General features: G+C 72.9%; 16 protein-coding genes. 5 read left to right on the plus strand and 11 right to left on the minus strand.

The window, feature by feature from the left end; genetic code table 11:
- Positions 1–44: 44 nt before the first annotated feature.
- Positions 45–3,134, minus strand: coding sequence for a glycoside hydrolase family 3 C-terminal domain-containing protein (locus AB0A65_RS04995; RefSeq protein ID WP_359946419.1), 3,090 nt, complete (start codon positions 3,132–3,134; stop codon positions 45–47).
- A gap of 118 nt (positions 3,135–3,252) precedes the next feature.
- On the opposite strand from AB0A65_RS04995, the gene AB0A65_RS05000 reads away from it, so the two are divergent.
- Both AB0A65_RS05000 and AB0A65_RS05005 read left to right on the plus strand, forming a co-directional pair.
- The gene (locus AB0A65_RS05000; RefSeq protein ID WP_359946421.1) at positions 3,253–5,766 is read left to right on the plus strand and encodes an Hsp70 family protein; all 2,514 of its coding nucleotides are present in this window, start codon (positions 3,253–3,255) and stop codon (positions 5,764–5,766) included.
- Positions 5,763–6,281: an SRPBCC domain-containing protein gene (locus AB0A65_RS05005; RefSeq protein WP_359946424.1), complete on the plus strand. Its 519-nt coding sequence runs from the start codon at positions 5,763–5,765 to the stop codon at positions 6,279–6,281. Before AB0A65_RS05000 ends, AB0A65_RS05005 begins: the two co-directional genes overlap by 4 nt.
- 110 nt (positions 6,282–6,391) lie before the next feature.
- Here the strand turns inward: AB0A65_RS05005 and AB0A65_RS05010 are convergent, their stop codons facing one another.
- The 3 genes from AB0A65_RS05010 to AB0A65_RS05020 form a co-directional block, all read right to left on the minus strand.
- The gene (locus AB0A65_RS05010) at positions 6,392–7,387 is read right to left on the minus strand and encodes a chaplin family protein (protein ID WP_359946427.1); all 996 of its coding nucleotides are present in this window, start codon (positions 7,385–7,387) and stop codon (positions 6,392–6,394) included.
- A gap of 310 nt (positions 7,388–7,697) precedes the next feature.
- Positions 7,698–8,123 (minus strand): hypothetical protein, encoded by a 426-nt coding sequence (locus AB0A65_RS05015; RefSeq protein WP_359946430.1) that lies wholly within the window; start codon positions 8,121–8,123, stop codon positions 7,698–7,700.
- Positions 8,124–8,562: 439 nt separating this feature from the next.
- On the minus strand, positions 8,563–9,309 hold the full coding sequence (locus AB0A65_RS05020; RefSeq protein ID WP_359947183.1) for a DedA family protein: 747 nt from the start codon (positions 9,307–9,309) through the stop codon (positions 8,563–8,565).
- A gap of 224 nt (positions 9,310–9,533) precedes the next feature.
- Between AB0A65_RS05020 and AB0A65_RS05025 the strand changes: the two genes are divergently transcribed.
- Positions 9,534–10,715 (plus strand): hypothetical protein, encoded by a 1,182-nt coding sequence (locus AB0A65_RS05025; protein WP_359946433.1) that lies wholly within the window; start codon positions 9,534–9,536, stop codon positions 10,713–10,715.
- Here AB0A65_RS05025 and AB0A65_RS05030 read toward each other — a convergent pair.
- The 4 genes from AB0A65_RS05030 to AB0A65_RS05045 form a co-directional block, all read right to left on the minus strand.
- Positions 10,712–11,554 (minus strand): hypothetical protein, encoded by an 843-nt coding sequence (locus AB0A65_RS05030; protein WP_359946436.1) that lies wholly within the window; start codon positions 11,552–11,554, stop codon positions 10,712–10,714. The two genes, AB0A65_RS05025 and AB0A65_RS05030, sit on opposite strands and share 4 nt — an antisense overlap.
- A 155-nt stretch (positions 11,555–11,709) precedes the next feature.
- Positions 11,710–12,069, minus strand: coding sequence for a metalloregulator ArsR/SmtB family transcription factor (locus AB0A65_RS05035; RefSeq protein ID WP_091033022.1), 360 nt, complete (start codon positions 12,067–12,069; stop codon positions 11,710–11,712).
- Positions 12,070–12,594: 525 nt separating this feature from the next.
- Positions 12,595–13,614, minus strand: a complete 1,020-nt coding sequence (locus tag AB0A65_RS05040; RefSeq protein WP_359946438.1) for a LacI family DNA-binding transcriptional regulator — start codon at positions 13,612–13,614, stop codon at positions 12,595–12,597.
- Between the two features lie 34 nt (positions 13,615–13,648).
- On the minus strand, positions 13,649–14,515 hold the full coding sequence (locus AB0A65_RS05045; protein WP_359946441.1) for an HAD-IB family hydrolase: 867 nt from the start codon (positions 14,513–14,515) through the stop codon (positions 13,649–13,651).
- A 205-nt stretch (positions 14,516–14,720) separates the two neighbouring features.
- Between AB0A65_RS05045 and radA the strand changes: the two genes are divergently transcribed.
- Positions 14,721–16,121 carry a DNA repair protein RadA gene (radA, locus tag AB0A65_RS05050; protein WP_359946444.1) on the plus strand — a complete coding sequence of 467 codons (1,401 nt, stop codon included), beginning with the start codon at positions 14,721–14,723 and terminating at the stop codon, positions 16,119–16,121.
- Here radA and AB0A65_RS05055 read toward each other — a convergent pair.
- Positions 16,118–16,483 carry a MerR family transcriptional regulator gene (locus tag AB0A65_RS05055; protein ID WP_359947186.1) on the minus strand — a complete coding sequence of 122 codons (366 nt, stop codon included), beginning with the start codon at positions 16,481–16,483 and terminating at the stop codon, positions 16,118–16,120. The two genes, radA and AB0A65_RS05055, sit on opposite strands and share 4 nt — an antisense overlap.
- A 60-nt stretch (positions 16,484–16,543) precedes the next feature.
- Between AB0A65_RS05055 and AB0A65_RS05060 the strand changes: the two genes are divergently transcribed.
- Positions 16,544–17,311: an alpha/beta fold hydrolase gene (locus AB0A65_RS05060; RefSeq protein ID WP_359946447.1), complete on the plus strand. Its 768-nt coding sequence runs from the start codon at positions 16,544–16,546 to the stop codon at positions 17,309–17,311.
- 13 nt (positions 17,312–17,324) lie between these two features.
- On the opposite strand, the gene AB0A65_RS05065 is transcribed toward AB0A65_RS05060, so the two are convergent.
- Positions 17,325–20,060, minus strand: coding sequence for an AAA family ATPase (locus AB0A65_RS05065; RefSeq protein WP_359946450.1), 2,736 nt, complete (start codon positions 20,058–20,060; stop codon positions 17,325–17,327).
- Between the two features lie 74 nt (positions 20,061–20,134).
- On the minus strand, positions 20,135–20,737 hold the full coding sequence (locus tag AB0A65_RS05070; RefSeq protein ID WP_359946453.1) for an NAD(P)H-dependent oxidoreductase: 603 nt from the start codon (positions 20,735–20,737) through the stop codon (positions 20,135–20,137).
- Between the last annotated feature and the right edge of the window lie 116 nt (positions 20,738–20,853).

The raw sequence follows: 20,853 nt of genomic DNA on the forward strand, positions 1-20,853 counted from the left end.
ATGAAGGGGCGGGACCGGTCCGGTCCCGCCCCTTCGCCGTTCCCTTAGCGGGCCAGGCGGATCGTGTCGACGTAGACGCCTCCGGCGCGGAACACCAGGTACACGTCCTGGATGCCTTCGGCGCCTTCGAGGTCGGCGGCCGTGTCGGCGAAGTCCTGGAGCCCGGTGGTCTTCGGGACGTGGACCTCGGCGAGGAGCGGCCCGTCCGCCTCCCCGGCGCGGACCTCGATCACGGGGTCGGCGAGGTCGGCCCAGTCGGCGGCCGTGGTGGCGGTGCGCAGCTCGATCCGCTTCGCGCCGTTCAGGTCCACCCGGGTGAACCCGACGTGGTCGCCGGGCCGGCGCGAGGCCGTGGAGTGGTACCCGCCCTCGCGCTTGAGCGTGTTGAGCTTGGAGACCTCCCAGTACGTGACGCCCTGCGCGATGGTGGCCTTCTCCCACACGTTCGCGCCCCGCGAGAGGTCGAGCGGCGCGATGACCTCGCCGCGGATGCGGACCGCGGCCTCGGGCAGGTCGGAGTCGTTGCCCACGAACACCTGGTACTCGCCGGACTCGACGATCCGCCTGCCGCTCACCACGTCCCACACGAACAGGTCCTGCGGGTCGACCTCGACCGCGACGCGGCGGGTCTCGCCGGGGGCGACGTCCTTGACGCGCTGGAAGCCCGCGAGCTGGATGCCGGGGACGCGCAGGCCGTAGGCGGACTGGGTGGACGCGGCGTAGACGATCGCGACCTCGTCGCTGGTGCGCTCGCCGGTGTTGGTCAGGTCGAACGCCACAGTGAACGGCGCGTCGGCCTCGACCTCGGCCGGGACCTCCAAGGCGCCGTAGGCGAACGACGTGTAGGTGAGGCCGTGCCCGAAGGGGTACACGGAGTCCGCGGAGGAGTACCGGTAGGTGAGCCCGGCGCTGATGACGTCGTATTCGAGCATGTCGACGTCCGAGACCCGGTACGCCTCGGCGCGCGGGCCGGGCTTGGGCAGCGAGGCGGTGTCGGCGAGCCAGGTCGAGGTCAGGCGGCCCGCGGGCGCGTAGTCCCCGGCGAGGGCCTCCGCGAGCGCGGTCCCGGCGGCCTGCCCGGCGTGGGAGCTGTACAGGATCGCGGCGACGTTCGGGTCGTCCGCGATGGCGCCGACGGCCAGCGGGTACGCGGAGACGACGACCACGACGGTGCGGCCGGGCTTGGCGGCGGCGACCTCGCGGACCAGGTCCGCCTGGCGGGGCGCGAGGTCGAGGCCGGGCCGGTCGAAGCACTCGCGGGCGTTCACGAGCGGGTGGTTGCCGACGAACACGACGGCCCAGTCCGCGTCGGCGGCGACCCGCGCGGCCGCGGCGGGGCCGTCCTCGACGAGCGTCTCGGTGAGCACGGACTCGCTGGGGCCCTTGGCGAGCGGGAGCGATCCGTCTCCGGCGAGGCGCACGTGGAACGGCCCGTCGGGCTCGGACGGCACGTGGTTGACGCCGAACAGCTCGACGCCGTCCTCCCCGCGCACGTAGTGGAGGTTCTGGTGCGTGAACCAGGCGTTCGCGTCCTCCATCTCGGTGTCGTTCGCGACCAGGCGCGGCCCGCCGTTCCCGCTGGCGCCCGCCTGGTTGGCGAAGGACGCGGGGCCGTCGGCCTGCTCCAGGAGGTTCGCCATGACGAACCTGCCCGTGGCGTTGTGGCGGAACATGTGCTGCTCGTGCGCCCAGTCGTAGACCTCGAACGCCTCCGTGTCGCCGACGGTCTCGGCGCGGGCGAGAAGCGCGCCGTCGTCGGCGACGTTGACGTACTTGCCGCCCGCGTTCCACGCGATCGTGTCGTTGCCGCGGTGGAACACGGTGTCCGCGAACCGCTCCCGGATCGCGTCCAGGGGGGTGGTGCGGCGGTCGGCGGGGACGAGCGGGCTGTAGTAGTCGCGCAGGTTGAGGTCGGCGAGCGGGCCGATGACGGCGACGCGCGCGGCCGGGTCGAGCGGCAGCGCCGCATCCGTGTTCTTGAGGAGCACGAGCTGCTCGCGGGCGGCCTGGAGGGCCAGCGCGATCGCCTCGGGCCGGTCCTGCGGGTGCGGGTCGGCCGGGATGCGGTTGTACTCGCAGGCGTCGCCGTCGAGTTTCCCTGTCCGGACGAGGAAGTCGAGCCAGTCGCGCACGACCCGGTCGACGTGGTCCATGGTGAGGCCGAAGAGGCCGCGGCGGACCGCTTCGGCGGCGTTGGCGACGAAGGGGAGTTCGGAGCCGTCGTGGAAGTTCGTCTGCCCGGCGAGGAGGAACAGGGCGGAGGCGTAGACGCCGATGTCGCCGGTGCCGTCCTCGCCCATCTCGATGTCGCGGCCCTCTTCCGCGGCGAGCGCCCGCGGGTAGGGGACGTCGCCGCCCTCGGGGGCCTCCCAGGTGTCCCAGACGGCGCCCTTGGTGGTGTGGAGGTTGACGCCGTCCCAGCCGTCGGGGAGGAAGAAGAAGCGGCCGTCCTCGCGTTCGGCGCGCAGCTCGGCCATGATCGGGGCGATCACGGACGGGACGCCGTTGACGAGGTTGTAGGAGGTCATGGCGCCGTGGACCGCGCCCGCGGCGACAGGCTTGCGGTAGGGCACCTCCTGGTACTCGCGCAGCGCCCGAACGCTCATGGACGCGGAGCCGCGGTGGCGGTGCCACTCGTGGTCGTAGCCCAGGTAGTGCTTCATCTGCGGGAGCATCCGCACGTACTCGGGGTGGCGGCCGCGCAGGCCCCACGCGTAGGCGGTGACCATGGCGGCGGCGTGGAGGGGGTCCTCGCCGAAGCCCTCCTCGAAGCGGCCGGCGAGGGGGTTGGAGCGGATGTCGGCGACGGGGCCGAACCCGGCGTAGACGTCGGTGTCGCGGGCGCGGGTCTCGTGGGAGACGACCTCGCCGATGCGCTCCATGAGGTCGGTGTCCCAGGTGGCGCCGAGGCCGATGGCCTGGGGGAAGAGGGTGGCGTCGGCGTGGTGGCCGGAGCCGTGGAGGACCTCGTTGAACTGGTTCTTCAGCGCGGGGAGGACGGTGCCGTCGGCGAGGACGGTCTCGGGGATGCCGTTGAGGCAGGCGAGCTTCTGCTCGTCGCTCAGGAGGGCGAGGAGGGCTTCGACGCGCTCGGCGACGGGCCTGGTCGGGTCGAGGTGGGCGGGAGCGCTCATGCGGGTCCGATCGGTCGGCGTCTGTTCCCCACGACATTACGACGGACGACCGAACAAATCCAAGCGGTTTGCGAGCGCGGACCGTTCCGGGTCCGTTCGATTCGTTACGATTCCTGTCATGAGCCCCGGCCCCCAAGGAACCTCGCTCGGCGTCGACTTCGGCACCTCGCACACCATCGCGGTGGTGCGCCGCGCCGACGGGAGTGTGCGCCCGCTGCTGTTCGACGGCGCGCCGCTGATGCCCTCGGCGGTGTGCGCCGACGGCGACGGCGGGCTGCTCGTCGGGAAGGACGCCGTCCACGCGGGCCGCAGGCACCCCGAGCGCTTCGAGCCGAACCCGAAGCGGCTCATCGACCTGCCCTCGACGCTCCTCGGCGAGCGGGAGTTCCCGGTCGCCGACCTCATCGCGGCCGTCCTCGACGCGGTGGCCGACGAGTGCCGCCGGGTCGTCGGCCGCCCCGCCCAGGTGACCCTGACGTTCCCCGCCGAGTGGGGCCCGGCCCGCCGCCAGGTCCTGGAGGACGCGGCCGCCCGCTCGGGGCTCGGCCGGGTCCGCATGGTGCCCGAGCCGGTGGCCGCGGCGACCTACTACGCGGAGGCCCTGAAGCACCGGGCCGCTGTGGGCTCCTCGGTCGTCGTCTACGACCTCGGCGCGGGCACGTTCGACGCGAGCGTGGTGCGCCGCACCGAGACCGGGTTCGAGACGGTCGCCCTGGACGGCCGCGGCGATCTGGGCGGCCTCGACATCGACGCCGCGCTCATCGAGCACCTCGGCTCGGTCTACGGCGACCGCGACGGCTGGAAGCGCCTCGTGAACCCCACCACGATCGAGGAGCGCCGCCACTTCCGCGAGTTCCAGGAGGAGGTGCGCGGCGCGAAGGAGCGCCTCTCGCGCCACCAGCAGTCGGACATCGCGATCCCCCTGCTCGACGTCGAGGCGCACCTGACGCGCACCGAGCTGGAGCAGCTGGCCCGCCCGCACCTGGAGCAGACGATCCGCGTGACGCAGGCCGTGGTCCGGGCCGCGGGCCTGAACCTCGCCGACGCGGCGGGCGTGTTCCTCGTCGGCGGCGCGAGCCGCATGCCCCTGGTCGCGACCATGCTCCACCGCGAGCTCGGCGTGGCCCCCACGGTCCTCGACCAGCCGGAGGTCGTGGTCGCCGAGGGCTCGGTCCTGTGGTCGGGCCCCGACACCTCGACCCTGTCGCTCCAGCGCCCCTACACGCCCCCGGCGCAGGCCGCCCCGGCCCCGCTGACGCCCCAGACGGCCGTCTCGTTCGCGCCGCACACCCCGCACTCCTACCGCCAGGACAGCCCGCCGCAGACGCGCCCGGTCCCGCAGTCGCCCCCGGCGCAGTCCCCTCAAGCGCAGTCCCCGTCGGTGCAGGCGCTCCCGCCGCGCACCGCCCAGCCCGTCACGCCGCCGATGTCGGTGTCCGGCAGCGAGCCCGAGCCGCCCGAGACCGACGCGGACCGGATGCGCCGCAAGAAGATCGGCCGCCGCCTCCTCGCCGGGTTCATCGCCGTGGACCTGCTCATCGTCGCCGGGCTCGCCTGGTACTTCAACCGCGACGACGGCCTGGACGACGGCGGCTTCGACGCCGGAGGAGACGCCGCCTCCTTCGACCCCTACTGGGAGCCCCAGGAGGCGGGCACCCTCCTCGCGCAGATCACCGGCGCCCACGCCGACCGGGTCCAGTCACTGGCCGCCGCCGAGAACGACGGCGGCACCTCGCTGTTCTCCGCGGGCGACGACGGCGTGATCCGCCAGTGGGACCTGACGTCCGGCGAGATGCTCGACGACTACGACATCGGCACCGGCGTCCAGGCGCTGTGGCCCGTGTTCACCGCGAACGGCGACGAGATCGTGGTCGCCGTCGGCACCGGGACCGTCCCCTACGTGTGGACGCCCGAGACCGGCGAGTTCACCGAGACGGCCCTTCCGGCGATGGTCGCCGAAGGCGCCGACAACCTGTACAACCGCGTCGGAACCGTCGAGTACCACCCCACGCTCGGCATGCTCAACGACGACGAGTACGAGCTGTTCGACCTCCAGGATCAGATCACGCGCTCGCGCTTCGACCTCCCCGACGGGTACGGCTACCCGCGGTTCTACACCACCCTCGACGAGATCTCGATGAACATCGTCGCCGTCACCGGCGACCAGACCGTCGACGTGATCGACGGCGGCACCGGTGAGCCCATGGGCCTGAACATGACCGACGCCTCCATGGACGGCGTCGTCACCAAGGCGTTCGGCGTCGTCTACGACTTCTTCACCCCGTACGCGATGCTCTACGGCGACGACGGCCTCCTCCACTTCTGGGACCTCGAAGGCCAGACGCCCGCGCTCTCCCCGCTCGCCTACGGCAGCATCGACGACGAGTACCACAACGAGATGGTGGACCTGGCGCTGGACGGCCCGGACGGCGACTTCGAGCAGTCGCTGCTGTGCCTGACCGAGGGCGGCGACGCCCGAGCGATCGCGATCGGCACCGGCGACACCGTCGACTTCCAGTCCGCCGACGCCGGCACGCCCCTGAAACTCGTGGACGTCACCGTGGACGGCGTGCAGTACGCCGTCACCGGCGACGACCAAGGCAACATTCAATTCTGGAGTCTGGGACTGTGATCATCCTGGTCGTCGCGGCCGTCATCGTCGCCGCAGCAACCGCATACGCCATCTGGGCCGGGGGCAAGGAGCACCGGATCGAGACGACCGCGCACCTCGACGCGCGCGCGAACGAGGTGTGGGCGGTCCTCACCGACTTCCCCGCCTACGGCGAGTGGAACCCGTTCATCACCGCGATCTCCGGCCTCCTCGCCGAGGACGAGCGCCTCGAAGCGACCTTCATGCAGGGCAACGGGAAGCCCATGGTGTTCCGGCCGCGCGTGCTGCGCGTCTCCCCCGCCCGCCAGATCCGCTGGCTCGGGAGGCTCGGCCCCGGCGGCCTGTTCGACGGCGAGCACTACCTCGTGCTCGAACCGCAGCAGGACGGGACCACGGTCTTCACCCACGGCGAGCGGTTCACCGGCATCCTGGTGCCGCTCATGGCGGGCACCCTCGGCGACACCGAACGCGGCTTCACGTCGATGAACGAGGCGCTCGCCGCCCGCCTCCTGGAGAAGCCCGAGGACCGGGACTAGACCCGTTCGCGGGCAGAGCTTCGCGCCGCGGCCCTGGTGGACCGCGGCGCGAGTCGTGTGTTCAGTGTCGGGGCCGCTCCTGGCCGGTGCGTCCCCTGCGGTGCGGGGTCCTAGAGGACGCCCGCGCCGGCCAGCTCGGTCACGCCGGAGACCGCGTCGGAGGCCGTGTCCGCAACACCTTCGGAGGTGGTGTTGCCGACCAGGCCGCCGGTGAGGCCGCCCACGACCGGGGCGCCGCTGACGACGCCGCCGACCATGTCGAGACCGGGGACGGGGAGGGCCTCTTCGTTGAGGTCCACGTCCGCGGCCTCCATGTCGCCCTGGTCCAGGCCCTTGTGGCTGTCGTGGCCGTCGTGCCCGCCGGGGATCTCGGCCTCGGAGCCGCCGTCGCACGAGGCGGTGGCCACACCGAGGATCGCGATCGCGTTGCCACACACGTTGACCGGCGCCTGGATCGGCGCGAACACCTGGTTCCCGTTGCCGAGGCCCACGTTGTCCTGGGTGGTCAGGTGGCCCGCGCCGGAGTAGTCGGCGTCGGCGCCGCCCTCGCAGCCCGCGTTCGACACGCCGCCGATGGCGACCGCGTTGCCGCAGGCGTTGATCGGGGCCTGGATCGGCGCGAGCAGCTGGTTGCCCGAGAGGGCGCCCCAGTTGCGCTGGGTGGTGGTGTTGCCCGACTCGGTCGCGTGCCCCGACTCGGCGACGACGGCGCTGGAGCCCCCGTCGGACCCGGCGCCCGAGTGCCCGCCGACCGCGGCGGCGATGCCGCTGACGTCGACCGGGACCTGGACGGGGGCGAACGCCTGGTTGCCGTTCGCCAGACCGGTGTTGTTCTGGGTGGTCAGGTTGCCCGCGCCGCCGAACTCGGCGTCCGCGCCGCCCTCGCAGCCGGCGTCGGCGGTGCCGAGGACGGCCGCGGCGACGCCGCAGATGTTGACGGGCACCTGGATCGGGGCCACGACCTGGTTGCCGGAGACGGCCCCGACGTTGCCTTGCGTGGTCGTGTCAGGCCCGGTGGCGTGCGCGGTGCCGGCCCCGGCGACGAGGACCGCCCCGACGGCGACGAGTCCGGTCTGCGCGGTCTTGCGAGCCCATGAGTTAGTCACGAAGTCTCACCTTTCAGGGAAATGGTTGTTGCTGTCTCATCACGTCCCCCGTGAAGCTCCGTGGCTCCGATGGCTTGTGCGTGTTCAAAGGCGGGCTGGGTCCCACCTGTGAACGGGGTGCTATCGAAACCGGGAGAGTTGTGCGGTCGGCGGGCCGTCCGGTGCGGCGGTCCGCGGGCAGGCTCGCGCGGCCTCGGCGGTGCACCGCCTCAGCGCGTTCACTTGCTTCGCGGACTTCCGCGGGCCGGACGGGCCCGTCGTCCGGGTCGGGCCGGGCGCGGCGGGCGCCTGGCCGTCGTGTTGCGGTGCCCTAGAAGGGCAGCGGGACCGGGAGGCCGCCGCCGAGGCCGCCGAGCAGGTCGTCGACCGGCAGTGCGTCGAGCGGACCGCCCTGGGGCTCCTCGTCCTTCTTCTGGTCCTGGTCGCCCTTGGCCGGGTTCTCGGCGGGCTGGTCGGTCTTCGCCTCGGCGTCGGGGCCCGAGGGCACCAGCATGTTGAGGCCGGGGACCGCGCTGACCGCGGACAGACCCGGAACCTGCTGGGTCACGCCCGAGGCCATGCCGGTGACCTGGTCGGGAGAGACCGGGAGCCCCCCGAGGGCTTCCGGAGTCGCCGCGACGAGGTCGCCAGCGGACTCCTCGACGCCGTTGTCGGCGGCCTGAGCGGCCGTTCCCGCGAGCAGCAGAGCCCCCGTGGCGAGGCCCCCGACGAGGCCCGCCGTACGCACAGTGCGCATCTTCATCTGCTTGTTTGCCTTTCTTCGTACCGCCCTGGCCCGGCGGCTGGGGAAGCAGCACGGACGGACCGCGGAGCGGTGCAAGATCGCTGAATTGTCGGTTCACCAGCGGCTGATGGCGGCGGCGCCGGTTGCGGCGCCCGCTCATGCGACCCCCAGCCGCGACCGCACCGGCTGGATCTCCGGCGGATCGGGGACCGCGCTCGCTGTCCAAGGGCCGGTGACACTCCGGCCCGGCCGCATCGCGTGCGGCCACCCTGCATAACTGGAGAGACGGGGGCGCGGTTACGCCCAGACGCGAAGAAATTCAAAAAAGATGCGATGTTGCGCCCCCGGAATATGAGGATGCCGCATATGCCCGACTCGGCGCGCCGCTAGGGACGCGGAACGGCCCTCCACCCGAAGGTGAAGGGCCGCAAAGGAAAAGAGGTGATCCTCGCTACTGCACCCGGCGCAGGATCATCGTGTCGGAGTGCCCGCCGCCGTTGTTCTGGTCCTCGCCGCCGCCGCCCCGCTTCCTGCGGATCAGCTTGATGCTGCGCGAGACCACGAACCACAGGAACAGGACCCCGATGATGCCGACCACGATCTTGCTCAGCAGGCCCGAGTACTCGGCGAGGATCGGCTCGATCGCGGGGCCGAACGCGAAACCCAGCCCGATCCAGATCCCGTTCCACACCACCGAGCCGATGAGCGTGTACCCCGTGAACTTCCAGAACGGCATCTTCTCGATGCCCGCCGGGACCGAGATCGCGCTGCGCACCAGGGGGAGGCAGCGCCCGGCCAGCACCGCGACCCCGCCCCATCTGGCGAAGACCTTCTCTGAGCGCTCGAAGTCCTTGAGCTCCAGGAGCGGCAGCTTCTCGAACAGCCAGCGCGTGCGCTCGCGCCCGAAGAAGTAGCCGACGTAGTAGAGGATGTAGGCGCCGGCCATGGAGCCGAGCGCGGCGAAGAACATGGCGAGCCAGAAGTTCATGTGCCCCTGGTAGGCGAGGAAGCCCGCCACCGGGAGGATCAGCTCGGAGGGGATCGGGGGGAAGACGGACTCGATGGCGAGCGCGAGCCCCACGCCCACCTCACCGAACCTGGTGATCAGGTCGAGCACCCACCCGATGACGCCGTCGTACTCGTCGGCGTGGGTGACGTCTCCCGTGGAGGCGGCCAGTGCCAGTGTTTCGCTGAGCATGTTGGTCACGCCGCCAGCGTAACCGGCTCGCGTTCGAGCCCGCCTCGGTCATCGGACCGAGGCCCGGGGGCCGCGCGGCCGACCCCGGCGGGGCGTTCCGTGAGCGGCGTTCGGCCAGGTGTCGCACGGCGTGCGGGGCCGGGCCATACTTAGTGGTAATTCCGCGCTTCTTACGGCTCTCCGCCCCGGACAGCGCTCGGCTATCGCAGGTTGAGGGGGCTTCGATGAGTCGCACGGTCGGGCCGTACAGCGACGTCGCGACCGCGCGCGTCGAAGGGGCCTACGAGCTGTGCGAGGGCAGCGACGAGGGCGGCCGCCCCGTCCAGATCCTCACCCTCGGCTCCACCTCCTCCAAGGACCCGGCCCGCCGCGGTCTCCTCTCCGACACCGTGGCCTGGGCGTACGCGACCGCCGGGCCCGAGGACGCCCCGATCCTCGTGGCCGACCTCGAAGCCGAGCAGCCGTACGTGGTGGTCCTGAAGGACCCGCGGCTGCGCGGCGCCGACCGGATCATGGACCGCCTGCTCGCGCTGGGGCCCGCCACGGGGCCGCTCCCGGTGGGGCCCGCGGCCGCCGCGCAGCGGGCCGCGCACCAGCTGGCGGCGGCGCAGCGCTCGGCCGCCCCGGCCTCGCCCGCCGGGCCCGCGTCGGGGAGCCCCCGCGGGGCCGCGAACTTCGCGGGCTCGCCGCCGCCGATGTCGCCGCCCGTGGTCATCATCGCGCCGCCGAAGAAGCGCTCGCAGCTCGTGCCGATCCTGGTGGGGATCGGGTCGGTGGTGGTGATCCTCGCGCTCGTCATCGGCGTGTGGGTGCTCCTGTCGGGCGGGGACGACCCGGCGGACTCGTCCGCCGAGCCCTCGGACACCACGGCGGCGGGCGGCGCGACCGAGGCGCCTTCGGAAGCGGCCGAGGACGGGGCGCCGGAGAACGAGGTGCCGCAGTGGGACCCCGAAGCGCCGCAGGAGCGCGTGGGCGGCACGCTGTTCGAGGAGGGCCAGGAGACCCGGACGGTGGCGTACGCGGGCTGGCCGTTCGCGTTCCGCGTCCCTGACGGCTTCTCGTGCAGCGAGGTCGGTCAGACCGCGGTGTGCACGGCGGACGCCGGGGACTCGAAGATCACCGTGGGCTGGGAGGCGTGCGCGGGGAACTGCCCGACGGCGGCGCGCGACGCGATGCGCGAGGCGCTGCCGTACCAGCCGTTGCAGGAGTTCCAGAACGGCGACATCGGGGTGTCCGAGCGGACGCAGGTGTCGGGCCGGTGGCGGGGCGCGCTGAGCGTGTTCACCGAGGCCGAGGACGGGGTGTTCCACGCGTGGTCGAGCGTGGACGTGGCGGACTTCCGCTCCGACGAGTGCTGGCAGGTGTTCAACGACGTGCTGAACCAGGCGGCGGCGAAGGCCGTCTAGCGCTGGTCCCAGGCCGTGAGGGCCGCGGTGATGATGTCCGTGGACGTCGGCGAGGGCTGCGGGATGCCGGGCGTGAGCCCGTGCTGCGCGAGCAGGTCCGCGTACTGCTGGCTGCTGTAGGACCGCAGGAGGTTCTGGGCGGCCTCGCGCTCGTCCTCGCCGGTCCCGGCGGCGACGTACATGGGGTACTCGAACTGGGCGATCTGCGTGGCGCCGGTGGGCGCCTGGAGCTGGTCGGCGCCGCCCGCGTTGTGGGCGGCCACCTCGGGGGCGGACATGACGGTCGCGCCGTCGCCGCCTTCGGCGGTGTACTCGTCGACGCCGAAGATGATGATCCACATGAGGCTCGCGGCGTGCTGCCGCGGGTCCTGAAGGGCCACTTCGGTCTCGTCGGGGAGGACCTGGTCGGTGGGGACGCCCTCGGGGAGGGCGAGGCCGACGGCGCTGGAGGCGGTGGACTCCTGGAGGACCTCCCACTGCTCCGCCAGTCCTGCGTCGGGGAGGTTGCGCCAGAGGCCGGTCTCGGGGATCCACACGTCGGCGCCGGTGTCCGCCACGGCGTTCCCGGCGACGGAGGTCACGGTGATGTCGGCGCACACGTCGGAGCCGCGGGAGGGGGCGCCGCCGCCGGCGGCGATGAACTCGTCGAGGACCGCGGCGATCTCGGGCGCGGCCGCGACCTGGAGCTCCACCTCCGTCCCGCAGGACTGGACGTGGGCGATGGCGGCGTTCAGCGTGTAGACGGTCACCGGCGCGAAGACGGCGAGCAGCGCCGCGCCTCCGAGGAGGCGGCGTCCCTCTTTCGAGAGGCGCCCTCGCTTGCGGTGCACACCGGTCATGTGACGAGTGTATGACCTGGGGCAAACGCCGTCGAGGTCGCGTTTTTCAGTTATCCCAAGGGGACCGAGCGTTACGGCACGTCACGGACGCCCCGGGCCGGGCCGGTTCCGGGCGGTTCACCCCGGACCGGCCGGCCCTAAGCGTCCGCTGGGGGTCACCGGCGGCGCGGGCGCCGCTTCGGCGGCGTCAGCAGGTCGGCGACGATCCGCATCGTCTCGGGGACGAGGCGGAAGTAGGCCCACACCCCGCGCTTGTCGCGCTGGACGACCCCCGCCTCGGCGAGGATGCGCAGGTGGTGGGAGACGGTGGGCTGCGAGAGCCCGAGCGGTTCGGTCAGCTCGGCGACGCACGCCTCCTGCTCGGGAGCCGCTTGGATGAGGCTGATGAGCTGGAGGCGGTTCGGATCGGCGAGTGCTTTGAGGACACCCGCGATGCGCTCCGCGTCGGACTTGGAGAGCGTTTCGCCGCTGACCGGCGAGACTGGCGTCTCGGCCTCGACGGTGACTCGCACCATGATCGTGTTCCTTCCGGATTGGTTCCAGTCGGGACCGGATTCGGCCGCACTGCCATTAATCCAGTTCCAACCCTGAATATGCCTCCGCGGTGTGGCCGGGCGGTAACGACGACGCTTCCGGCTCGCAAAGGCTTTCGGTTCCGCTGGACCGCGAATCGGGCTGCACCAGGCCCGGTCCGGATCCACCGCCGAGATTACGCCTGCACTGCCGGCGGGGCCACCGCCGACACTTGATCATTTCGCAGGCCGCAGGGACGGCTATTGAGTTGAAGCTGCACTACCAGGAGTTATATCTAAATCCTCCTATGTTTAAGCGGTTGCCGATTTCACGGTGAGAGCGGATTCACCCCCGTCGATCCATCGACATCCCAACATATAGAACAGCTCTGATTCTTGATGTTAGCGCGCACCGGCAAGAAATGCGGCCCGCCTGCGTTTCCACTCGGTTACATCGACTTGAGAAAACCCACATATAGGGACAACACGAAGGGCGGGGCCGATCGGCCCCGCCCCGCTCGCAGCTATTCAGGCCCGCGGAGGGGCCGTCGAGTCGCGCTCGATGAGCTCGGCGTCCACCGACAGCTCCTCGGGGTAGTCCTCTTCCTCCACGAGCGCGGCCTCAAGGGCCCGCACGCCCATGTCGTGGAGCGGCAGCGCCACGGTCGTCAGCGACGGCGTGAGGTCGCGCACGATCGGGATGTCGTCGAACCCGGCCACCGACACCTGCTCGGGGATCGCCACGCCGCCCTCGCGCAGCGCCGTGCACAGGCCCGTCGCCTGCACGTCGGAGGTCACGAACACCGCGGTGGGGAGTCGCTCGCCGTCGAGCAGCCGCCGCCCCGCCTGGTAGCCGCCGTCCCGGGTGAACTCGGCCGGGACGTGCACGACCTCGGCGTCCTCGGGCAGCGCCGACAGGAACCCCTCGCGCCGCTCGCGCACCACCTGGAGCTGCTCGGGCCCGGCGACCACCGCGAACCTGCGGTGGCCCAGCTCCGACAGGTGCCTCGCCAGACCGGCCGCGCCCTCGCGGTTCGCGGGCCGCACGACCCGCCCCGGCAGGCCCGGCTGGCCCACCGAGACCACCGTCGCGCCCAGTTCCAGCAGGTCCGACAGGTGTTCGGAGAGGCGCTGCTCCGCGGCCTTGTCGGTGGTCCGCGAGCCCGCGACGATCACCGCGCGCGGCCGGTAGCCGCGCAGCGAGTCGAGGTGCTGCACCTCGGAGTCGGGGTCGATGCCGGTGTCGGCGATGAGGACGCGCACGTTCCGGCGGGCCGCCTCGGCGAGGACGCCGCCCGCGATCTGCCCGAAGTACGGGTCGGTGACGTCGTGGAGCAGCAGGGCCACGGTCTGCGAGGTCGCGCGCGCGAGCACCTGCGCCCCGACGTTGGGGGCGTACCGCAACCGTCGCGCCGCCTCGCGGACCCGCTCGCTGAGCTGGTCGCTCACCCGGTGCGGGGAGCCGTTGAGCACGCGGGAGGCGGTGGCCACCGAGACACCGGCGGCTCGGGCGACGTCGGCCAGACGGGCCGGTTGTTTGCGTTCCATCTCGCTGAGGCTACTCATCTGCGGAAAGCGCTGCTCAAGCGGTCCGGAGGCGCCGGTCCCTCCACACTCGCCAGACCACGTACGCAACTGCGGCAACACCGACGCCCGCGACCGCGACCTTCAGCGGACTCGGCCCGGACAGCTGCGGGCGCAGGGCCACGGGGCGCCGGAACGTCAGCTGCGGCCACCCCTCCTCCTGCGCGAGGCGCCGCAGCCCGCGGTCGGGGTTGACGGCGCGCGGGAAGCCCACGGCGCGGAGCATCGGCTCGTCGGTGATGGAGTCGGAGTACGCGAACGACGCGTCCAGGTCGATCCCGCGCTCGGCCGCGAACAGCCGCATGGCTTCGGCCTTCGCCGGGCCCGCCGCGTAGAAGTCGATCTCGCCGGTGTACCGGCCGTCGGCGCCCACGACCATGCGCGAGGCGATCACGTCGGTGGCCCCGAGCATCCGCCCGATCGGCGCGACCATCTCCTCCCCGGACGCGCTGACCAGGACCACCGCGCGCCCGGCGGAGCGGTGCGCCTCGATGAGCGCGGCGGCCTCGGCGTACACGGCGGGCGCGATGAGCTCGTCGAGCGTCTCCTCCACGATCGCCTTGACCTCGTTGGCGGGCCAGCCGCGGGAGAGCTCGGCGACGGAGTCGCGGGTGCGCGCCATCTGCGCCTCGTCGGCGGAGCCGCCGAGGCGGAAGAGGAGGTGCGAGTAGGCGACCTTGAGGACGTCGCGGCGCGCGAGGAGCCCGCCCTGGTAGAGGGGGCGGGAGAAGGCGAGGCTGCTCGCCTTGGCGATGATCGTCTTGTCGAGGTCGAAGAAGACCGCGCCGCCCTGCGACCGGGCCGGCGCCGGGGCCGGTTCGAGCGCGAGTGCCGGTGAGCCGTCGCGGTGCGCCGCTGCGTTCATGCCGCAAGTGTAGACAGCGCGGCAAACCCCTTTCGGCCACTTGTCGCACCGATATGCGGACGTGTCGGCCGCCGGGCACGGCGAGAGCCGCACGGCCCCCAGGGGTGGGCCCCCGGTCAGCAATCGTGCCAGGCGGGTCCGACAGGACCGGTCGCGTGGCGCTTCGAACACCGGGTTGTCGGGGGCGGGCCGTAAGCTGGGCGCCATGCCGAAGAGCCAGCGAATCGCCTACTCCTGCGGGGCATGCGGGGCACGGGTCCCCAAATGGGTGGGGCAGTGCCCCGAATGCGGCGAGTGGGGCTCCATGGAGGAGACCGCCGCGCCGCCCAGGCAGGCCGCCGGGCCCTCCGCGGCCGGGTCGGCCGCGCGCCGCCCCGCGATGCCCGCGCTGAAGATCGGCACCGTCTCCGCCGAGCAGGCCGCGAGCCTGCCCACCGGGATCGGCGAGTTCGACCGCGTCATGGGCGGCGGCATCGTCCCCGGCGGCGTCACCCTCATCTCCGGCGAACCCGGCGTCGGCAAGTCCACGCTCCTCCTCGAAGTCGCCCACCGCTTCGGTGAAGCCGGGTACGGGCGCGCGCTCGTCGCCACCGGCGAGGAGTCCGCGTCCCAGGTCCGCCGCCGCGCCGACCGCACCGGGTGCCTCTCCGAGGAGCTGTACCTGGCCGCCGAGACCGACCTCGGCGCCGTCCTCGGGCACATCGAGGACGTCAAGCCCGGCCTCCTCGTCCTCGACTCCGTGCAGACCGTCATCGCCCCCGACACCGACGGCGTCCCCGGCGGCGTCACCCAGGTCAAGGCCGTCGCCACCGCCATCACCCAGGAGGCCAAGGCGCGCAACATGGCCGTGATCCTCGTCGGCCACGTCACCAAGGACGGCGGCATCGCCGGGCCGCGCGCACTGGAGCACCTGGTCGACACCGTCGTCCACTTCGAGGGCGACCGGCACTCGATGCTGCGGCTGCTGCGCGGCGTCAAGAACCGGTTCGGCCCCTCCGACGAGGTCGGCTGCTTCGAGATGACCGAGGACGGCATCGTCTCCCTCGCCGACCCCTCCGGCCTGTTCCTCGACGACGCGCCCGCCGAGCCCACGCCCGGCACCTGCGTCACCGTGACCATGGAAGGACGCCGCGCCGTACCGGTGGAAGTGCAGGCGCTCGTGGGGAAGTCGGTGAAGGACGGCGCGATCCCGCGCCACACCGTCTCCGGCCTCGACCAGGCGCGCCTGAACATGATCCTCGCGGTGCTCACCCGCCGCGGCGGCATGCGGCTGCTCGACCGGGAGGTCTACGCGACCACGATCGGCGGCATCCGCGTCCGCGAGCCCGCCTCGGACCTGGCGCTCGCGCTGGCGCTGGTGAGCGCCGAGCAGGAGATCGCCGTGAGCGCCGACCTGGTCGCGATCGGCGAGGTGAGCCTCACGGGCCAGGTGCGCCGCACGGTGAACGCCGACCGCCGCGTCTCCGAGGCCGCGCGCCTGGGCTTCAAGACCGCGATCGTCCCGAAGAACTCGGTGTCCGAGCGCCACCGCATCGAGGTCGTCGAGGTCGAGACCATCAACGACGCCAAGCAGGCGGCCGCCCGGACCTGGGCCCGCCGCGGTTAAGGGCCGGGGCGGAAGGGGCGGCTCGCCACGTCCTCGACCTGTCCGGCGAGGAGGTCGCGCTTCTCGGTGAGGGCCGCGATCTGCTCTTCGAGGCGGGTGAGGCCGTCGTCGAGGATCTCGCGGGAGTGGTCGCAGTGGCGCATCCCCTTCTCGCACAGGCAGGGCATGAGCTCGCGGATCGCGCGGGTCGTCAGGCCCGCGTCAAGGAACGCGCGGATCTGCCCGACCGCGGCGGGGGCGTCGTCGGCGTAGGACCGGTAGCCGTTCGCGTCGCGCTGCGGGACGAGGAGCCCCTGCTCCTCGTAGTAGCGCAGCAGCCGGGCGCTCACCCCGGTGCGCCGCGACAGGTCGCCGATCAGCATCGTGGCCTCCATCACGTTCAGTGGACCTTCACACTGGTGTGAAGCCATAACGTCCGGGACATGACGAACATTTCCACGAACCCGATCGCCCTGTCCACCACCGTCACCGGCACCGGTCCCGGCGTCGTCCTCGCCCACGGCGGCACCGGGAGCATCGAGTCGAACTTCGGGTCGCTCATCCCGCTCCTCGCCGCGGGCCACACGGTCACCGGCTCCGACTACCCGGCCGACGACACGCACCTCGAACTCGACGCCCTCGCCGACGCGCTCGTCGCGGACGCCGCCACCGAGCGGTTCACGCTCATCGGCTTCTCCCTCGGCACCGCCGTCGCCGTCCGCGCCGCCGTCCGCCACCCCGACCGCGTCGCCGGCCTCGTGCTCGCCGCCGGGATCGCCAAGGCCGACAACCGGACCCGCCTGGCCCTCGACATCTGGGCCGCGTTCCTGGGGCAGGACGACCGGGAGTCGTTCGCGCGCTTCGCACTCCACGCGGCCTTCAGCCCCGCGTTCACCAACGGCCTCCCGCCGGAGGCGGTCGCGGCGACGGTCGCCGGGATCGCCGGACGCGAGCCCGGCGGGGCCCTCGCCCAGCTCGACCTGATCCGGCGCGTCGACACCACCGCCGACCTCGCCCGGGTCGCGGTCCCGACCCTCGCCGTCGCCGCGACCGGCGACCTCCTGGTGGACGCCGCCAACCACCGGTCCCTCGCCGAGGGCATCCCGGGGGCCGAGTACGCCGAAGTCGAGTCGGGCCATGTGCTCATGGCCGAGCGGCCGGAGGAGTGGCACCGGCTCGTGCTCGACTTCCTCGGCCGCCACGGGCTCTAGCGGCCCGGTCGACTCAGAGGCCGAGCTTCGCGAGCTCCGTCCGGGACGCCACGCCGAGCTTCGGGTACGCCTTGTACAGGTGGTACCCGGCGGTGCGGGGGCTCAGGTACAGGTGCTCGCCGATCTCGCGGTTGCTCAGGCCCGCGGCCGCGAGGCGGACCACTTGCAGCTCTTGCGGAGTGAGCCTCCCGGCGAGGTCGGGGGCCGCCTCGACCGGGCCCGCGTCGCCCGCGGCGCGCAGTTCGCGGCGGACCCGCTCGGTCCACGGCTCGGCGCCGAGGCGCTCGAACACCGCTGCGGCCGAACGCAGCCGCGACTTCGCCTCGTTGACGCGGCGGGCGCGGCGCAGCCACTCTCCGTAGAGCAGGTCGGTGCGGGCAGTCTCGAACGGGAACGCGTTCCCGGCGAGCTCGGCCGCGCGGTGGAGGCCCGCGGCCCTCTCGTAGTGGGCGCCCGCCTCCGCGTCCGCGGCGAGGAGGCCCAGGCAGCGCTCCACGAGCGCCGCGAAGTGGTCCTGGCCGTCGGCCGCGGCCCACTCGGCGAACCAGCCGAACGCCTTCTCGGTCCGCCCGGGCTCGCCCGCGCGGACGGCGGCCTCGACGGCCACCGGCACGTACCCGAGGGCGTCGCCGGGCGCCGCGGAGTCGAGGTGGGCGGCGAGCCGGTCGAGCGCCTCCTCGTTGCGGCCCATGGAGAAGTCGAGGAGCGCGGTGGCGACGTCGATGGGGACGAGGTTGTTCCCGGGCGAGTCGCGCACGGCGGCCTCGACCAGGTCCCGGGTCAGGTCGGCGTCGCCGCGCAGGGCCGCGACGGGCGCGAGGACGTACGCGCGGGCCTTCACCGGCCCGATGCGCTGGCCCAGTTCCACGGAGAGGTCCACGGCGTTCGCGGCGAGCGCCTGGGCGTCGTTCCAGCGGCCGCGGTGGAACTCGGTGAGCGCGTTCAAGGTCAGCAGCCGCGGGAGGGCCCCGGCGGCGCCGGACTCGCGGGCGGCGCGGACGGCCCCCGCGGCGGTCTGCTCGGCGGCGGCGATGTCGCCGACGAGGGTCTGCCACCAGGCGACCATGGCCCGGTTCTCGGGGTTGACGGCCTCGCCGAACCCGACGTGGATCGCGATGAGCCGCCGCAGGGCCGCGACTGCTTCGGTGACGGTGACCGCGCAGGACCGGTTGAACCCGGCGGTGGCCGCGGCGAGGTCGCGGACCCACGGGGAGTGGTCGATCGCGAGGCGCTCGGCGTGCTCGGCGGCGACCTCCGCGCGCGAGAAGTCCCCTGCCTGCCAGGCGAGTTCGACGGCGCGGAACAGCGGGTACCCGGCGGCCTCGGGCTGCGCGGCCGTGTAGTGGTCGGCGGCCTCCATGTAGAGCCGGTAGGACTCGCGCACGTCGTTGTCCCACGCGGCGACCATCGCGGCGATGAGCGTCGCGCGGGCGAGCACCGCCCGGTCCCCGGTGGATCGCGAGATCTGGAACGTCAGCTCGCGGGCCTTGGGGCCGTTGCCCGCCGCGGCGGCGGCCTCGGCGGCCCGCAGGAGCCTCCGGCCCCGTTCGGGCCCTTCAGGAGTGAACGAGGCGGCGCGCTCGAACGTGGCGTACTCGACGCCGTGCCCGCCGCACGTGGAGGCGCACTCGGCGGACGCTTCGAGGGCGGCGGCGATGGCCTCGTCGGGCCCGGTCGCGGCCGCCGCGAGGTGGAAGGGCCGCCGGTGGTCGGTCGGGTCCATGACGTCGGCCATGACCTGGTGCGCTTCGAGCCGCCGGTACACGGGCGCGCCCTGGTAGGCCGCGGAGCGGATGAGCGGGTGCCCGAACGCGAACCGCCCGCCCTGGAACCGGACCAGGTCGTCGGCCTCGGCGGGCGCGAGGTCGGTGAGCTGCGCGCCGAGCTTCGCGGCGGCGTCGAGCACGAGCGCGGGGTCGGCGGTCTCGTCGGCGGCGATGAGCAGCAGGAGCGTCCGCGTGGCCTCGGGGAGCCGGTCGATGCGGTCGCCGAACACCTGCGTGAGCCGGGTCGTGGTGGACCGGGCGCCGGTCCAGTCGACGGCCGACCGCGTGTCGGGTTCGACCGCGGGCAGCTCCAGCAGCGCGAGCGGGTTCCCCTCGGCGGTGCGCAGGACGCGGGCGCGCGCGTCCGCCGGGAGGCCCGACAGGCGCGCGGAGACGAGGGCCCCGGCGGCCGCGTCGTCCAAGGGCCCCAAGCGCATCTCGTCGAGGCCGGGCGTGGGGAAGTCGGGCGCGTAGCCCTCGCGCACGGCGAGGACCATCGCGACCGGTTCGGCCGCGAGGCGCTTGGCGATGAACAGCAGGACGGCCGCGGAGTCCGGGTCGAGCCAGTGCGCGTCGTCCACGACGCACAGCACCGGGCGGTCCGCAGCGGCGGCGGCGAGGAGGCTCAGCGCGGCGAGGCCGACGGTGAACCGCAGGTCCCCGGGCGGCGCGGCCTTGTCCGGGACCGCTTCGAGGCCGAGGGTCCGGGAGAGGACGCACGCGTGGTGCTCGGGGATCGATTCGAGGTGCCCGGTGAGCGGCAGCAGGAGCGCCTGGAGGCCCGCGAAGGACCAGGAGTGCTCCGACTCGACGCCGGTGCACCGGAGCACGGTGAAGTCGGCGGCGGCCGCGGCGTTGCCGAGGAGGCTCGACTTGCCGATCCCGGCCTCGCCGCGCACGACCAGCGCCGATCCGCCGCCCGCGCGGGCCCGGGCGAGGCGGTCGGCGAGGGCGGCGGTCTCCGTGTCGCGTCCGTACAGCACGGTTCCAACGGTACCGCCGCCCGCCCGGTTCGCCCCTGGCGCGGCCACTGGGCGGGAATGTCCGGTAGCGCCGGTCAGAAGGGGCTCGGCATGGGGGTCGCGGCGCGGGCGTTCGCGAGCGCGCGGGCCCACCAGTGCAGCTCGTCGAGGAGGGTCTTCGCCGCGGGCTCGGACTCGTCGAACTTGGTGAACTCGCCGCGCTCGTCGAAGTGCTGGTAGAACCGCGGGAACGCGATGGAGTTGCGGATCGTCATGGTCCGCAGCTCGGGGAAGATCTGGCGCAGGTGCTGGGCGGCGTTCTGCCCGCCGGTGACCTTGCCGCCGTAGGTGACCATGGCGACGGGCTTGGCCGCCCACTCGTTCATGTAGTAGTCCACGGCGTGCTTGAGGGCCGCGGGGATCGACATGTTGTACTCGCCCGACACGACGACGAACGCGTCGGCGCGGTCGAGGCGCTCGGCGAGCGCGGCCACGGCGGCGGACGGGTCGCTGGGGGTGGACCACATGTCGTGCTCGGCGAGGTGCTGCGGCAGGTCGGCGTCGAGCAGGTCGATCAGGTCCACGTCGAATCCGCCGTGCTGCCCGGCGACGCCGGCGATCCAGTTGGCGGGGGCGGGGGCCCAGCGGCCCTCGCGGGTCGATCCGATGATGACGCCCAGGTTCAGCTTGTCGTTCACGGTTCCTCCGGTCTCGTGTGCTTCCCGGACGAAGCTACGGACGGACCGACGGGGCCCACATCCGTCGACCGACTGGCCGCCGACTGGAACCGCACGTGACGGAAGGCGGCGCCGAC

The sequence above is a fragment of the Glycomyces sp. NPDC047010 genome (assembly GCF_040644205.1).
Lineage (GTDB): Bacteria > Actinomycetota > Actinomycetes > Mycobacteriales > Micromonosporaceae > Glycomyces.

Coding starts and splice junctions, on each gene's coding strand:
- AB0A65_RS04995 (WP_359946419.1), bottom strand. CDS start 3,134: ATGAGCGCTCCCGCCCACCTCGACCCGACCAGGCCCGTCGCCGAGCGC.
- AB0A65_RS05000 (WP_359946421.1), top strand. CDS start 3,253: ATGAGCCCCGGCCCCCAAGGAACCTCGCTCGGCGTCGACTTCGGCACC.
- AB0A65_RS05015 (WP_359946430.1), bottom strand. CDS start 8,123: ATGCGCACTGTGCGTACGGCGGGCCTCGTCGGGGGCCTCGCCACGGGG.
- AB0A65_RS05020 (WP_359947183.1), bottom strand. CDS start 9,309: ATGCTCAGCGAAACACTGGCACTGGCCGCCTCCACGGGAGACGTCACC.
- AB0A65_RS05025 (WP_359946433.1), top strand. CDS start 9,534: ATGAGTCGCACGGTCGGGCCGTACAGCGACGTCGCGACCGCGCGCGTC.
- AB0A65_RS05030 (WP_359946436.1), bottom strand. CDS start 11,554: ATGACCGGTGTGCACCGCAAGCGAGGGCGCCTCTCGAAAGAGGGACGC.
- AB0A65_RS05035 (WP_091033022.1), bottom strand. CDS start 12,069: ATGGTGCGAGTCACCGTCGAGGCCGAGACGCCAGTCTCGCCGGTCAGC.
- AB0A65_RS05040 (WP_359946438.1), bottom strand. CDS start 13,614: ATGGAACGCAAACAACCGGCCCGTCTGGCCGACGTCGCCCGAGCCGCC.
- AB0A65_RS05045 (WP_359946441.1), bottom strand. CDS start 14,515: ATGAACGCAGCGGCGCACCGCGACGGCTCACCGGCACTCGCGCTCGAA.
- radA (WP_359946444.1), top strand. CDS start 14,721: ATGCCGAAGAGCCAGCGAATCGCCTACTCCTGCGGGGCATGCGGGGCA.
- AB0A65_RS05055 (WP_359947186.1), bottom strand. CDS start 16,483: ATGCTGATCGGCGACCTGTCGCGGCGCACCGGGGTGAGCGCCCGGCTG.
- AB0A65_RS05060 (WP_359946447.1), top strand. CDS start 16,544: ATGACGAACATTTCCACGAACCCGATCGCCCTGTCCACCACCGTCACC.